The organism is Mycobacterium sp. SMC-17, assembly GCF_045310915.1.
Lineage (GTDB): Bacteria > Actinomycetota > Actinomycetes > Mycobacteriales > Mycobacteriaceae > Mycobacterium.
Genome location: NZ_JBJIAK010000002.1, coordinates 223,862 through 236,219, shown reverse-complemented (window position 1 = coordinate 236,219; position 12,358 = coordinate 223,862). Strand labels below are relative to the sequence as shown.

The 12,358-nt window shown below is 64.7% G+C and carries 15 protein-coding genes; 10 read left to right on the top strand and 5 right to left on the bottom strand.

The window, feature by feature from the left end:
- The first annotated feature begins 8 nt into the window (after positions 1–8).
- The 6 genes from ACJH7A_RS02415 to ACJH7A_RS02390 all read left to right on the top strand — a co-directional run bounded on the left by ACJH7A_RS02415 (position 9) and on the right by ACJH7A_RS02390 (position 3,185).
- A complete protein-coding gene (locus ACJH7A_RS02415) occupies positions 9–275 on the top strand; it encodes a hypothetical protein (protein WP_406801372.1) in 267 nt (88 codons plus the stop codon).
- Positions 230–1,282 carry a hypothetical protein gene (locus ACJH7A_RS02410; protein WP_406801371.1) on the top strand — a complete coding sequence of 351 codons (1,053 nt, stop codon included), beginning with the start codon at positions 230–232 and terminating at the stop codon, positions 1,280–1,282. The genes ACJH7A_RS02415 and ACJH7A_RS02410 overlap by 46 nt, the downstream gene beginning before the upstream one ends.
- A 78-nt stretch (positions 1,283–1,360) precedes the next feature.
- Complete coding sequence (locus ACJH7A_RS02405) at positions 1,361–1,987, top strand: dihydrofolate reductase family protein (RefSeq protein WP_406801370.1); 627 nt, start codon at positions 1,361–1,363, stop codon at positions 1,985–1,987.
- A gap of 80 nt (positions 1,988–2,067) precedes the next feature.
- Positions 2,068–2,289 (top strand): hypothetical protein, encoded by a 222-nt coding sequence (locus tag ACJH7A_RS02400; protein ID WP_406801369.1) that lies wholly within the window; start codon positions 2,068–2,070, stop codon positions 2,287–2,289.
- Between the two features lie 9 nt (positions 2,290–2,298).
- Entirely contained in the window at positions 2,299–2,589 is a 291-nt protein-coding gene (locus ACJH7A_RS02395; RefSeq protein ID WP_406801368.1) for a hypothetical protein, read from the top strand.
- Positions 2,590–2,708: 119 nt separating this feature from the next.
- Complete coding sequence (locus tag ACJH7A_RS02390) at positions 2,709–3,185, top strand: DIP1984 family protein (RefSeq protein WP_406801367.1); 477 nt, start codon at positions 2,709–2,711, stop codon at positions 3,183–3,185.
- A gap of 261 nt (positions 3,186–3,446) precedes the next feature.
- Here ACJH7A_RS02390 and ACJH7A_RS02385 read toward each other — a convergent pair whose 3' ends face one another.
- Positions 3,447–3,872 carry a type II toxin-antitoxin system VapC family toxin gene (locus ACJH7A_RS02385; protein ID WP_061001017.1) on the bottom strand — a complete coding sequence of 142 codons (426 nt, stop codon included), beginning with the start codon at positions 3,870–3,872 and terminating at the stop codon, positions 3,447–3,449.
- Entirely contained in the window at positions 3,869–4,108 is a 240-nt protein-coding gene (locus ACJH7A_RS02380; RefSeq protein WP_061001016.1) for an AbrB/MazE/SpoVT family DNA-binding domain-containing protein, read from the bottom strand. The genes ACJH7A_RS02385 and ACJH7A_RS02380 overlap by 4 nt, the downstream gene beginning before the upstream one ends.
- Before the next feature lie 101 nt (positions 4,109–4,209).
- Between ACJH7A_RS02380 and ACJH7A_RS02375 the strand changes: the two genes are divergently transcribed.
- From ACJH7A_RS02375 to ACJH7A_RS02360, 4 genes are read left to right on the top strand one after another with little or no spacing between them, the layout of a single operon-like run.
- Positions 4,210–5,664, top strand: coding sequence for a DUF3375 domain-containing protein (locus tag ACJH7A_RS02375; RefSeq protein WP_061001015.1), 1,455 nt, complete (start codon positions 4,210–4,212; stop codon positions 5,662–5,664).
- Positions 5,661–6,272 (top strand): DUF4194 domain-containing protein, encoded by a 612-nt coding sequence (locus ACJH7A_RS02370; RefSeq protein WP_234785328.1) that lies wholly within the window; start codon positions 5,661–5,663, stop codon positions 6,270–6,272. Before ACJH7A_RS02375 ends, ACJH7A_RS02370 begins: the two co-directional genes overlap by 4 nt.
- Positions 6,265–9,543, top strand: a complete 3,279-nt coding sequence (locus tag ACJH7A_RS02365; RefSeq protein ID WP_061001013.1) for an ATP-binding protein — start codon at positions 6,265–6,267, stop codon at positions 9,541–9,543. Before ACJH7A_RS02370 ends, ACJH7A_RS02365 begins: the two co-directional genes overlap by 8 nt.
- Positions 9,536–10,675, top strand: a complete 1,140-nt coding sequence (locus ACJH7A_RS02360) for a DUF3322 domain-containing protein (protein WP_138248767.1) — start codon at positions 9,536–9,538, stop codon at positions 10,673–10,675. The genes ACJH7A_RS02365 and ACJH7A_RS02360 overlap by 8 nt, the downstream gene beginning before the upstream one ends.
- On the opposite strand, the gene ACJH7A_RS02355 is transcribed toward ACJH7A_RS02360, so the two are convergent.
- The 3 genes from ACJH7A_RS02355 to ACJH7A_RS02345 form a co-directional block, all read right to left on the bottom strand.
- Entirely contained in the window at positions 10,658–11,059 is a 402-nt protein-coding gene (locus tag ACJH7A_RS02355; RefSeq protein ID WP_133425924.1) for a PIN domain nuclease, read from the bottom strand. The two genes, ACJH7A_RS02360 and ACJH7A_RS02355, sit on opposite strands and share 18 nt — an antisense overlap.
- A complete protein-coding gene (locus ACJH7A_RS02350) occupies positions 11,056–11,259 on the bottom strand; it encodes a type II toxin-antitoxin system VapB family antitoxin (RefSeq protein ID WP_133425925.1) in 204 nt (67 codons plus the stop codon). The genes ACJH7A_RS02355 and ACJH7A_RS02350 overlap by 4 nt, the downstream gene beginning before the upstream one ends.
- Positions 11,260–11,906: 647 nt before the next feature.
- The gene (locus tag ACJH7A_RS02345; RefSeq protein WP_234880611.1) at positions 11,907–12,347 is read right to left on the bottom strand and encodes a TrmH family RNA methyltransferase; all 441 of its coding nucleotides are present in this window, start codon (positions 12,345–12,347) and stop codon (positions 11,907–11,909) included.
- Between the last annotated feature and the right edge of the window lie 11 nt (positions 12,348–12,358).

The window sequence follows — 12,358 nt, the reverse complement described above, 5'->3', positions numbered from 1 at the left end:
GTTGGATCGTGGGGATCCGGAAACTGGCGTTGGCCGTGGTCACGTGCGTGTGCGTGGTCGCGGGCTGTTCGACGACCACGACCGGCACCGCGCGGTTCGGCGGCTCACTGAGCGACCCGGAACCCGACGTCAGCCAGCTCCGGACCGGTAACTACCAGATCAAGCCGAGCACCCCGTTCTTCAGCGCCGGCCCCAATCGCTCACCCAGTCGATCGTCGAGTCGACCCGGATGGCCGAATACGTCGTCGGGCCTTGGGAAATCGATGCGTCGGTGACGAAGCCGGGCGCGATCGGGACCGGCACCATGACATCCGAGTTCGGCGTCGACAACATCCTCGGGGTGTCCAAAGACAATGTGATGCAGGGCATTGCCCGGGCGCACAACCTGGTCGCCGGTTTCGGATCGTATCGGTCATCCGGGTCCAAGGACTCTGACCTGGAAATCCAGAACGCGGTACTGATGTTCCCGGACGACGCCCAAGCGGCGGCGGCCGCGGGTGAGTTCACCGCGCAGTTCGGCCCCATCGTCGCCACTCCGTTCCCGACGTATCCCGTCCCGATCTCGGTGGGCGTCGGCACGGTGCCGGCGCTCGGTGTGGACTACGGCACGGGGGCCAGCGGTGTCGCCGCGTACACCGCGCAGGGACGCTTCGTGCTGTACCAGTTCGTGAGTGCCAAAGCCACCAAGTCGACCAGGGCACCGCTGCGGGCTCAGCTGCTGACCTCGGACCTGCTCGGCAGGCAGCAATCGCTCATCAAGAGCTTCGTGCCGACCGAACCGGCGAAACTCGCTGACCTGCCCAAAGATCCGAGCGACGACCAGTTGCTGTCGAAGACGATCACCACTCCCGATCGGCAGCAGGGCGTCCTGATCGGGACGTGGCGACCGCGGGCGTGGCTGCATTTCGAAGCCGATCCGGTGAGCATGACCACCCAGTTCGAGCGTGCCGGTGTGCAGTGGGTGACGCAGCGGTGGGGCCGGGTCTACCAGGCGCCCAACGCCGATTCGGCAGCGCAGCTGCTGGACGCCACCAGCGTCTTGATCATGAAGGATTCCGACGTGCAGATGGCGGGGCCGGTGCCGGGATTCCCCGGTGCGCGGTGCTTCGAGCACCTGCGCGACTTCGCGCGCCCGGACGCCACCGTGACGTGGCGCATCCTGGGGTGGCACTACAGCTGCCTCGCGCGTACCGACAGATTCGTGTTCCAGGTCTTCGCCGACGACGAAACCGCTGTGGACCAACAGATTTCGGCGCAATACCGGGTGCTGTCCGGAAAGTAGCCGGCCGCTCCGATGAGTTTCGCCGAGCCCGACGGTCTACCTCACTGACAGACACCACCGACTCGTCAGGAGCTAGAAATGGGCCAGATTCACCTCGCGTTGTTCGCCACGCTCGACCTCGTCGGGCAGGCGCCCGGCGGTCCCGGAGAAGATGCCGACGGCGGTTTTCCGTTCGAAGGATGGCAGGCACCGCTGATCGACGAGGTGTCGGGGGAGCAGGTGGGCGCCGCGTACGAGGGCACCGATGCGCTGCTGCTGGGCCGGCGGACGTACGACATCTTCGCGGGGTACTGGCCGCACCAGGATGACGAATTCGCCGAGATGTTCAATCGCATCCCCAAGTACGTCGCCTCGCGCGGCAAGCCGGACCTGTCGTGGTCGGGTTCGTCGCAGATCGGCGCGGATCTGGTGGCCGAGGTGCGGGAAATCCGCGACCGCCACGAGCATGTGAAGGTGGTCGGCAGTTTGAACTTCGTACAGACCCTGTTGCGCGAAAAACTGTTTGATCGGATGGACCTCTGGGTGCATCCTATTGTGCTGGGGGTCGGCAAGAAAGTGTTCGACGGCGGCGCAGTGCCGTCCAATCTGACGCTGCTCAAGGCCCCGGTATCCAGCCCGGCCGGCATCGTGTACCTGCAGTACGGGCTGGCCGAGGGCGTGCCGGCGACGGGGGATATGAGTGCACCGGATCGGGGGGACGTTTGACTGGTAGGGACTTGACGCGCGGCGTACTCGCCGGCGCGGTCTTAGGGGGAGTCGGCTGGGGCCTGTTGGCGGTCGGAGCCATGGGCCCGGGTGATGATCCGCACCTCGACCGGGTCGATGGCACGAATCTGTCGGTAGCGGTGAGTCTTTCGCTGCTATGCCTACTGATTGCGGCGCTGTTGTTGCGCGCACGAGTACTCACCAGCGTTGCCGTGGCACTGGTGGTCGCACCCGCGAGCGTTTGGTTCATTGTCGGCCTGCTGTACCTGCAGGCCGTTGCCACGGTGACGATGAGTCGCTGACCAGAGGAGGTGGGGATGTCCTTCGAGCATGAAAGCACGCTCGATCCACGGATCGAGCGGGACGTTGATCCGCGATATCTGTTCGGTGGCTACGCGCTCGGCCTGGTCGTGATGTCGCCGGCGCCGTTGTTGTATTACTGGCTGTTCGCGCCGGCAGGCGCATTACTGGTCGCCGCGGCGGCGGTGCTGGTTGCGACGGTGCGGCCACGGTTTGACGACGTGGCATGCGGCGCGTTCTTCGCCGCCCTGTTCGGTCTGGTTGCGGTGCTCGTGCTGTTCTTTGTCGGCGCTCAGAACTGATCGCGGCCGGCGGGCCGAGCGCCGGAAAATGCGTTGCCGGCCAACCTTTTTGCGCTCATCATGGTTCGGGCCGAGAAACGGATGTTCTCGGCCCGTGCCACGAGAAGCGAGGTGAAATCATGAAGTTGGCAGAGGCTTTGTCGTTGCGTGCGAACGCGGTTCGCCGGATCGAGCAGTTGCGCGTGCGTGTTGTGGGTAATGCCCGGTTCCAGGAGGGCGAAGAGCCTGCCGAGGACGCCGCAGCGCTACTCGTCGAAATCGACGGCGCGCTGGACGAATACGAATCCCTGATCCGGCGGATCAACCTGACCAACGCGGCCAATTCGGTCGGTGCGGACGGCACGCTGACGGACGCCCTCGGGCGGCGCGATGCGCTGCGCTTGCGGTACCACGTCCTGACCACGGCCGCGGATGCAGCCGCGGGCGCGGGCGCGGGCCAGTACGGCTACTCGCGGCAGCTGCGTTCGGAGCTGAAGATGTTGTCCGCCTTGTCCGTTGGCGATCTGCGGGCGCGGGCCGACCAGGTGGCGCAGGAGTTGCGCGAGCTCGACGTCCGAATCCAGAAGGCGAACTGGGAGATCGAGCTGCTGGACTGACAGCAGCATGGTGTAGCAGGTAGTTGTCGCGGAGGCGTGCACAAAACCGCAAACGGCTCCAACCGTTCAGGCGCACGGAGGGCAGTGCAACGGGTTCGATTCCCACGCGCACACCGCAGCCCAGCAATGCGCACAGGTGACAGAGCACGAGGCACAACGCATCACCACGTGCAGATCTACGACAACGAGGGTGGGTGCGGGGTTACACCGCGATTTCAGTGCCAGGTTCTGGTCGGGCCGCGCCCGTTCGCCAAAGACAGGTCAGGCGCCGGCCAGCACTTCCGCGTTTACCCCGAGGGCGTCGTAGGTTGCCTTGGCTCTGGCATCGCGAGTGACCAGGACTGCACCGTGCTCACGAGCGGCCAACGCGACCAAGCCGTCATAGGTGGCGCCGCCCGCGACGCCACAACGGGCGAATTCGTGATGGGCACCGCGTCCCGTGTCGGCACCCAGTTGAAGGGGCTCCGGGAAGTTGTCGTCGATCAACGCCACCGCGTCGGCAGGGTCGACACGAGCATCGCCGGGCAGACGCGTCAGAACCGAGTATGTCTCGGCCAGCGCATGCCCGCTGAGCCCAAGACGTCGGCCCATTGCCCATTGCGAGACCGCGACGTGCTGCGGATGCGAGGACACAAGCAAGGGCACCGCGACGCTGGTATCGATTGCCGTGACCTGCTGCGACGTCAGCGTCGCCCCGAATCGATGAGCGCGAACATCATTTCATCGGTGACGACTGTGTCTGCGTTGGCGACGAGGCGTCCGTCCTTGTTTCGCACGAGGCGCGCGGAGCGGCCGCCGGGGACAATCTGCAGTCCAGGGCCATATGCCGAAATATCGACCGTCGAACCGGGCGTCAGTCCCAACGCGTCGCGGAGTTGCTTGGGCACCAAGATGCGGCCGCCCGAGTCGATTACCGCTTCCATGGGACTATGGTACCAGTGAAATCCCATTTTTGAGTTTGCGCTGTGCAGAAGCGCTCGACACTGTGGAGAGCCTTGTCAGCCCTTCCGGCTAGTCTCGCAGCGTGGCGATAACGTCCGCGGTCCTGCGCTTCCGGCGTCTACAGCAGGAGGCGCCGGAATGGTCGCTGCTGAGGGCCCGAAACGCCGGGCTCATCATCGCCGTGGTCCAGGACTACTTTCCGCCGGAACGTCGTATACGCCCGGCGGCCGAGGTGGTAGCCGAACTCGATCATGATCTCGAACTCCTCCGCGAGACCGGAGCTGAATTCGAATCGACGGCAACAGGATACGTCGCCGCATGGGTGCACGACGGCTACTTGGTCCGGCGTCCCGGCCAGACGCGGGGGACCGAAACGTTGGTGCCATCGGCGGCAGCATTGAACGCTGCCGCAGTGGTGAACGGAATCGATGCGCCGCAGCGCGCCGCGTCGGCGTCACGGCTGGGGTCGATTGCCGCTAACCTCATTGCACTGCAACGTGATTCAGACCCGGTTTCGGCATCGCGGCTGGCACTGCTGCAGTCCGAACGCAAGGCCGTCGAGCAGCGCATTGAAGAAGTCGAACGCGGCGAGTTCGCTGTGCTCGACGCGGAGACGGCAAAGGAGCGGGTCGCCGAGACGCTCGGCCTGGCGCAGGAGATACCCGTGGATTTCGCCCGGGTGCGGTCGACCATCGAAGAATTGAGCCGGGACCTCCGGGCCAAAATCCTTGACGACACCGCTGAGGGCGGTGCGACGTTGAGCAACGTTTTTCGCGGGGTTGATCTGTTGGCGGACTCAGAAGCCGGACGTTCCGTGAACGGCTTCTACGACGTGATCCTCGATGCCGAACAGTCGACCCGTCTTCAGGAAGCGATCACCGCCATCCTGTCACGGGACTTCGCAGCCGAGTTGACCCCTCAGACGCGTACGGACCTGAGCACTCTCCTCACCCGGCTGGAGAACGAAGCAGCCACGGTACGCCAGACCATGATCCTGCTATCGCGATCGCTGCGACATTTCGTGCTCTCGCGCCAATACGAAGAACATCGGCGGCTCCGCCAACTGATTCAGCGCTGCCAGTCGCTGGCTGTGCGAGTGAGTGCACAGCACCGACCCGAGAAGTCAATGAACTTGGAACTCACCAGAATTGGCATGCAGGTTCGTTCGATCGCCGCCCTCAAGCTGCACAACCCGGGCGAAGGCCGGGTGCCTACGGAGTTCGATCGGCATGACACCGACGAGGTCGACTTCGCCGAACTCGCTGCGCAGGCACATGAATCCGACATCGATTTCGAGGAACTCCGCAGCAACATCGTCGCCAGCCTCAGCCGGTCGGCTGGACCGGTCACCGCAGGGCAGGTCCTGGCCGAGTTCCCTGCCACCCAGGGCCTCGCCAGCATCGTCGGCCTGATGGTTCTCGGCGCTGAGCACGGTGCCGTCTCCGCCGACACCAGCGAACGGGTCGCCATGGACCGACGCACCGTTGTGCTTCCGACCATCACCTTCAGCCCCGATGCATTCGAGGATCACCGGTGAATCCCGAAGAGACCTTTCCGTTCGAGGCAAAGCGTGCGCTGGTCCAACTGCTCCGCGGTCCGGTGGTGACGCATGATGCGCATCGACAGCAATGGTCGGCAATTCTCGCCCACCGCAGCGAAATCGAACGCCGACTGGCCGACGTGTTCCTCGACCTCGTCCTCGACGAGGACGACGGCATCGCGTTCACCCGGCCGCAGCCCGCACCCGATGACCCCAAATTCGCTCCACCGCAGGTACTTCGGACAGAGACGCTGACCTTCATGGACACGCTGGTGGTACTCGCGTTGCGCTACCAGTTGCTCGTGGCACCGCCTGGACAACGGGTGATCGTCGATTACGACGACATCGCCGCCGACATGGAGCCCTACCGCGGGCGCTACACCACCGATGCGGGCGGCTTCCGGAAGCGGATCAACGCGTCATGGGAAAAGATGAAGAAGTACTCGCTGATCGCCGCCGCTGACACCGCGGGCCGGTTCGAAGTATCGCCCGTGCTCCGTCAGTTGTTCGACGCGGACGAGGTTGCCCTGGTCGAGGCGGAGTACCAGCGGCTCTTGGACGCCGGTAGCGACCAGGACTCCGATACCGAGGCCGACGATGAGTGAGGACGTGTTCCGGCATGGTCAGCACCGCCTGGCACGTGTTCAGCTGTTCAATTGGGGCACCTATGACGGCTATCACGACCTGTCCGTGGCGCGCCGGGGCTTCCTGATCACCGGTCCCTCGGGCTCGGGTAAGTCCACGTTGTTGGACGCGATCTCCACGGTGTTGGTGCCCCCGACGAAGCTCAGTTTCAATGCGGCCGCGCAGGGCCGCGGCCGCACCGTGGCCTCCTATATCCGAGGTGCGTATGCGCGCGGATCCGACACGGACACCCGCGAATTGCGGTCGCGCTACCTGCGGGAAGGTGCGACCTGGAGCGCCGTCGGGTTGACGATGGCCACTGCCGATCCTGATGGGGATACCGTCACCACCTTGGTCGCGCTGTTCCACCTCAAACGCGGCAGCAATGATCTTGGCGAATCGGGCCGCGCGTTCCTGCTTTTCGACCACGACCTGGACATCACCGAACTCAGACACGTGGTGTCTGACGGCATCGACGTCCGCGGGTTGAAGAAGCGCTGGCCCGATGTTCTCTACAACAAGAGCTACCCCCAGTTTGGTCAGCGGCTCCGTGCCCGGTTGGGAATCGCCGACGAGAACGCGCAACTGTTGCTGCACCGGGCGATGTCTGCCAAAGGGCTCGACAGCCTCGACCGGCTGTTCCGCGACTACATGCTCGACGAACCCGACACTTTTGCCGAAGCTCGTCGCGCCGTCGAGTTCTTCGCCGACCTCGACGAGGCGCATCGCAGGGTCGTGCAGACGCGTGAGCAGATCGCCGCACTGACACCGCTGGAGGAGTGGACCGAAACGCGGGACCGAGAGGCGCAACGGACTCAGGAACTCGGGGAGGAGCAGACAGCGCTCGACGGCCTCGCCGCGCGCTTCGAGCTGCACCTGGCGCAGGGTTGGCACGCCGACGCTGAGGCCGCGCTCGCTGACGCCGTCACGCGTGACGAACACGCGAGTGCGGCCCGTCATCGTGCTGCCACCGCGCTGAAGGACGCCGAGCGTGCGCGTGACGGAAATCAGTCCCTGCGTGAGCTCACCGATGCCCTGGATAGCGCCGACGAAGCGGTCCGTCGGGTGGTCACGCAGCGCGCCCGATTAGGTGTGGCTTTGCGGTCCTGGGACACGACCGTTCCCGATACCGCCGAAGGCTTCGCCACCATGTGCTCGCAGATCGCAAGGGAGGCAGCTGAACTAGAGGCTGGAGCCGGTGCGCACGACGCCGCCCACAGCGCCCTGATCCTCGCTGCCGCGCGCGCCGACGAACAGGTTACCGACCTCAAACAGCAGATCTCTTCGCTCGCCGGGCAGAAGTCGAACCTGGACCACAAGCTGCTGGCGGCTCGTGAGCTGGTCATGCGCGCGACCGGGCTGCCGGCGCGATCGTTGCCGTTCGCCGGCGAGTTGATCGACGTCATCGATGCGAATTGGGCGGGCGCCGCCGAGCGGGTGCTCGGCGGGCTGGGCCGCACAATGCTGGTCGCCGACGAGCACGCCGCTGATGTCGCCGCTGCCGTCGATGCTGCCCATCTGGGTACGCGGCTGGTGTGGCGGCGCGTGGATGTGCATCGCACACACCGGATTTCGGCTGTCGATGCCGATTCGATCGTGAATGTGCTCCAGATCGCCGAGGGGCCATGGCAGCACTGGCTGCATTTCGAACTCGTATCCCGATTCGACTACCGCCGTGTTGCCGACGCGCGAGAACTGGGCCGGCACCACCGCGCCGTGACCCGCGCCGGACAGACCCGCGACGGCGACCGGCATATCAAGGACGACCGGTCGGCGATCGACGACCGACGGCACTACGTGCTCGGCACCAGCAATGACAGCAAGCTCCAGGCCCTGCGCGACGCCCTGCGCAAGGCTGAATCCGATGCCGGCTCCGCACACCGTCGCGCGCGTGCCGCCCGTGCCGAATCCGAACAGCGTCGGGACCGGGTCCAGTCAGCTCCAGGGATCGTCGCTGTCGAATGGGACGAGCTCGACCTGTTGGCCGCGGAAGCTCACCGTCTCGATGTGGGTGAACGTCTTGCGGCGCTACGGGGTGACGCTGAGATCGACCGCCTGGAAGCTGCCGTGGTGGCGGCGCGAGGCGAGGCGACTCGAGCTGAAAAGGCGTACGACGACGCGCACGAGGCGTTGTACTCAGCGCGCCAGCACGCACAGAATGTCGCATCCCGCATCGACGACCTTCAACGCACAGCGGCGGCCAGCGACGAGCCGTCTCCCGAACTGACCGAGCGCTATCGCGCCCGTTTCGACGATGGCAAGCGTGCACCGCTGCGACTCAACGGCTTTCCCGCTGCCGAACGGGCTGTGGCGAACCAGATTCGGGGCGAATACTCGGCAGCCGAGAAGAAGCTGCTGCAGGCGCAACACGCTATCGAGACTGTGCTGCAGCAGTACCTCAACCGCTGGCCACACCCCGAACTCGCTGCAGAGCACGGATACGCCGACGATGCCGTGGCATTCCTGCGCCGGCTGCGCGCTGATGACCTGCCCAGCGTGGAAAATCGATTCTTCGATCTCAATGATCGGCAGTCGAATCAGAACCTCGGCACGCTCGCGCTCCGAATCCGGCGCGCGCCCGGCGAGATCCGTCGCCGGATCGATGAGGTCAATTCGTCACTGGCACACTCGGAATTCGACCGTGGCCGGTTCCTGAAGATCGACGTCCGCGACTCCCTGCATCCGGACGTGACGGAGTTTCTCGCGGCTATCGCACGCGTGCAGGAGGGGTCGTTGCTTGCTGACGATCGACAGGCTCAGGAGCAACGATTCGAGCGGATGCGGGAACTGCTCGGGCGGCTCGGATCGTCCGATCCTGGTGATGTGGTGTGGCGCAATCGGTGTTTGGACACGCGGCGCCACGTCACGTTCGTCGGTATCGAGATGGATGCCGAGGGCACGGCGGTCAACCACCACGATTCTTCGGACGCGCTGTCCGGTGGGCAGGCGCAGAAGTTGGTGTTCTTCTGTCTGGCCGCGGCCCTTCGGTACCAGCTCGTCGGGTCGGATGCCGACGTGCCCAAGTACGGCACGGTGGTCCTCGACGAGGCATTCGACCGGTCGGATCCTGAATACACCCGCCGTGCGGCAGATGTGTTCGATCAGTTCGGTTTTCACCTTGTGCTCGCCACACCACTGAAGATGATCAAGACACTGCAGGACTACGTCGGCGGGGTAGCCACTGTGTCGATCCGAGATTCGAAGGCATCCCGGTTGGGGGTCGCATCCATCGGTGAGGCGGCTGATGGCTGAGCCACAAAAACTCGTGCTGCCCAAGGACGTCGTGGCGCGGGCACGACGGACGGTGGACCGCCATCTCAAATCGTGGTTGTTCGGTGCTTCCGTCGATGCGTTGACAATAAGACTGGGTAGCCCGAGCGAGGCGGCCGTCGCGGCCCAGCGTGCGGTCGTCGAGAACTGGGTCCATGCCTGGCAAGACTCGCGCCTCGATGTCCGCTGGGAGGAGCGGCGGTGGCCCAGCCTTGGTAGGCAACTGCTACCGGTCGTGGTGACCATCGAGGGTGCGGATGCGATTGTCGCGGCTGCAGGTGAGACCCGACGCTGGCAGTCTCTGCAACAGCGCCGCGCGCAGCTCCAGGCGCTCGATGATGGGCCGCAATGGTCGGCGGTCCTGGTCGAGACGTTCCGGTACTGGAATTCCTTGGCCGACAACGACTTCGACCGGCTCCTGGCTACGGTTCGCTGGTTACGTCAGAATCCGGACTCCGGCCTGCTGATCCGTCAGCTTCCGATTCCCGGTGTCGACACCAAATGGCTGGGTACACACCGCACTGCGGTGACGGCGCTAGCGGTGCCGCTCGGTGTGCCTGAGCATCTGGGACTGCGGGAGCGTGAACTACTGCGGGCGGTTGTCATTGCTGACCCCGCACTGCGGCGAGGTCTTCCACGTATCTTTGCCGCCCCGGATGGTGAGCTGGCGGGGCTTGATTTTGCGGCATCGCAGGTCCTGGTTGTCGAGAACTTGCAGACCCTCGAAGCGCTGCCTGACGTGCCCGGCACGATCGCGGTGTTCGGCTGGGGCGACCATGCCACCGCGGTGGCCGGATTCCCGTGGGTTCGGAATGCGCCGCGTGTCGTGTATTGGGGCGATCTGGACACGGACGGGTTCGACATACTGGCCCGTTTTCGCGCTCAATGTCCTTGCGAGAGCCTGCTGATGGATCAAGCCAGCGTGGAGAGGTGGCGCAGTCTGGTTGTGCCACACCGCGCGAGCGGCTCGGTAGATACGGCGTGGCTGACCGAGAGGGAGCGCGCAGCACTCGATTTGTTGAGTCGCGATGGCATTCGCCTGGAGCAGGAGCGCATTCCGATTGGCGCCGCGGTGGAGTTGTTGATGGCGGCTGGGTCAGTCCGGCCGCGGTGAGGTATCCAGCTGTAGTGATGTATGCCGCGCAATTGCGTCGAAGTCGCCGTCGGAGTGCAGGATTGGAATCTGTTCGCGTATGGCGTGCGCGGCGATGAGGCAGTCGATCAGCCTGCGTACGGTTTCACCGCGACGCCGACAGACGCGGTAAATGGTTGCGGCGTCTTCATAGTCAGTGGGGGATGTCGGTAGAGTTTGTGCGCGTGCCAACAGGCCACGAAGATCCTTGAGGTGGCGGTCGTTTCGGGCCCCGGCGAGGATTTCCATCTGGACGGGAGCGCAGATCGCGATCGGCTCGGCGAGTAGCTCGTCGACTCGCACGCACACACCGCTCCCGGTGTTCCTTAGAAACTCGATCCAGGCTGACGTGTCAACGAGGATCATCGGACGCGGTCGCTGCGCAATTCATCGAGATCGGCGTCCCATCCGGACCCGCGGAGTTCTCGGGCCGCTTTGAGGTCCAATGCTTCCTGGGCGAGATTGCGCAACGCGAAGTTCACCGCGTCTCGCTTGCTGGTCAAATGGAACCTTCGCATGACGACCTCGCACGCATGGTCGTCGATGTCGATGTTTGTGCGGGTCATACACCAAAGATACACCAACGGTTGTGTACCTGCGCTCGAATCCTTCACTGTTCGCTGAACGATGGGAAGCAGGTTGGTGTCAACCGGTTTCGTCGGCCGATCTGCAGCTCCGTGGCAAGGCCACTGTCGAGGACTGGCTGAGGAGATCGACCAGCCGCGTCTTGGTTGTCCGTCGTAGGGATGCCGAGGACCTCGCGCTAACCACCGCGTCACGGGCTGCACAGGCACGGGAGGCCTCGTCGGTCACGTCGCGGTTGTTCGTTGCATTGATGCAGCGCGCCCCCAGGTTCGCGAGCTTGTCACCGACGTCGTGCCAGACGTTTTCCCGTGGGTGGAGTTTCTGTCTCGCGACGAGCTTCGCCAGTTCGCCGTCGAATTGGTCTCGACAATGAGGGCCGCCGAATCCATCGACAATCCAGCGCCGGTCGCACAGGTGATCGACGCATGGCGGCACACGGCAGAGGTACTGGCTGATCCTGAACTGGTTGCCGTCTTGTCGGCGCCGAGCGACGAAGATTTGGGGCAGGTTCCGCCGCCGGCGGTTCGAGGCTGAGTGGGCGGTCCGGGGCATCCGAAATCGACCGAATGATGTTGATGCTCAGAGTGTCACGATCGGCAGAAGCGCCGTCGTCGATGACGACGTCGATTCAGATCAGTCCGGCGACCTTGTACAGCACGAGGGATCCGGCGACGGCGACATTGAGACTGTGCCCACTGCCGATCATCGGGATTTCGACTGCGACGTCGACGTGGCGCATTGCTTCTTCAGGGATGCCGTTGCTTTCGTTGCCGAGGACGATGACTGTGCGGCCACGAGCGGTGGGCAGGTCCGCCAGTCGGATCGACTGGTGAGTCAGCTCGACCCCGACGATGTTGGACCCGCCTCCGCGTTGCCGTCCGAGCCAGCGACCGACGTCGCCGTATATCCAATGGATGCACGGGCGGCGGCGGAGCGTGTCGCCCTGCTTGAGCGCGTCCGGCACCCACGGCAAGTGCGGGACGGCAAGGCAGGCGCCGACGGCGTCGCAGGTCCGTAGCAAGGTACCGAGGTTGACGCCGTATTTGGGCCACAGCGGCGCGGCGATCAAGTGATTCCAGC

Excerpts from the sequence above, each read along its gene's own strand:
- ACJH7A_RS02410 (WP_406801371.1), top strand. The coding sequence starts at position 230 with ATGGCCGAATACGTCGTCGGGCCTTGGGAAATCGATGCGTCGGTGACG.
- ACJH7A_RS02405 (WP_406801370.1), top strand. The coding sequence starts at position 1,361 with ATGGGCCAGATTCACCTCGCGTTGTTCGCCACGCTCGACCTCGTCGGG.
- ACJH7A_RS02400 (WP_406801369.1), top strand. The coding sequence starts at position 2,068 with ATGGGCCCGGGTGATGATCCGCACCTCGACCGGGTCGATGGCACGAAT.
- ACJH7A_RS02390 (WP_406801367.1), top strand. The coding sequence starts at position 2,709 with ATGAAGTTGGCAGAGGCTTTGTCGTTGCGTGCGAACGCGGTTCGCCGG.
- ACJH7A_RS02380 (WP_061001016.1), bottom strand. The coding sequence starts at position 4,108 with ATGGAAGCGGTAATCGACTCGGGCGGCCGCATCTTGGTGCCCAAGCAA.
- ACJH7A_RS02365 (WP_061001013.1), top strand. The coding sequence starts at position 6,265 with ATGAGTGAGGACGTGTTCCGGCATGGTCAGCACCGCCTGGCACGTGTT.
- ACJH7A_RS02360 (WP_138248767.1), top strand. The coding sequence starts at position 9,536 with ATGGCTGAGCCACAAAAACTCGTGCTGCCCAAGGACGTCGTGGCGCGG.
- ACJH7A_RS02355 (WP_133425924.1), bottom strand. The coding sequence starts at position 11,059 with ATGATCCTCGTTGACACGTCAGCCTGGATCGAGTTTCTAAGGAACACC.
- ACJH7A_RS02350 (WP_133425925.1), bottom strand. The coding sequence starts at position 11,259 with ATGACCCGCACAAACATCGACATCGACGACCATGCGTGCGAGGTCGTC.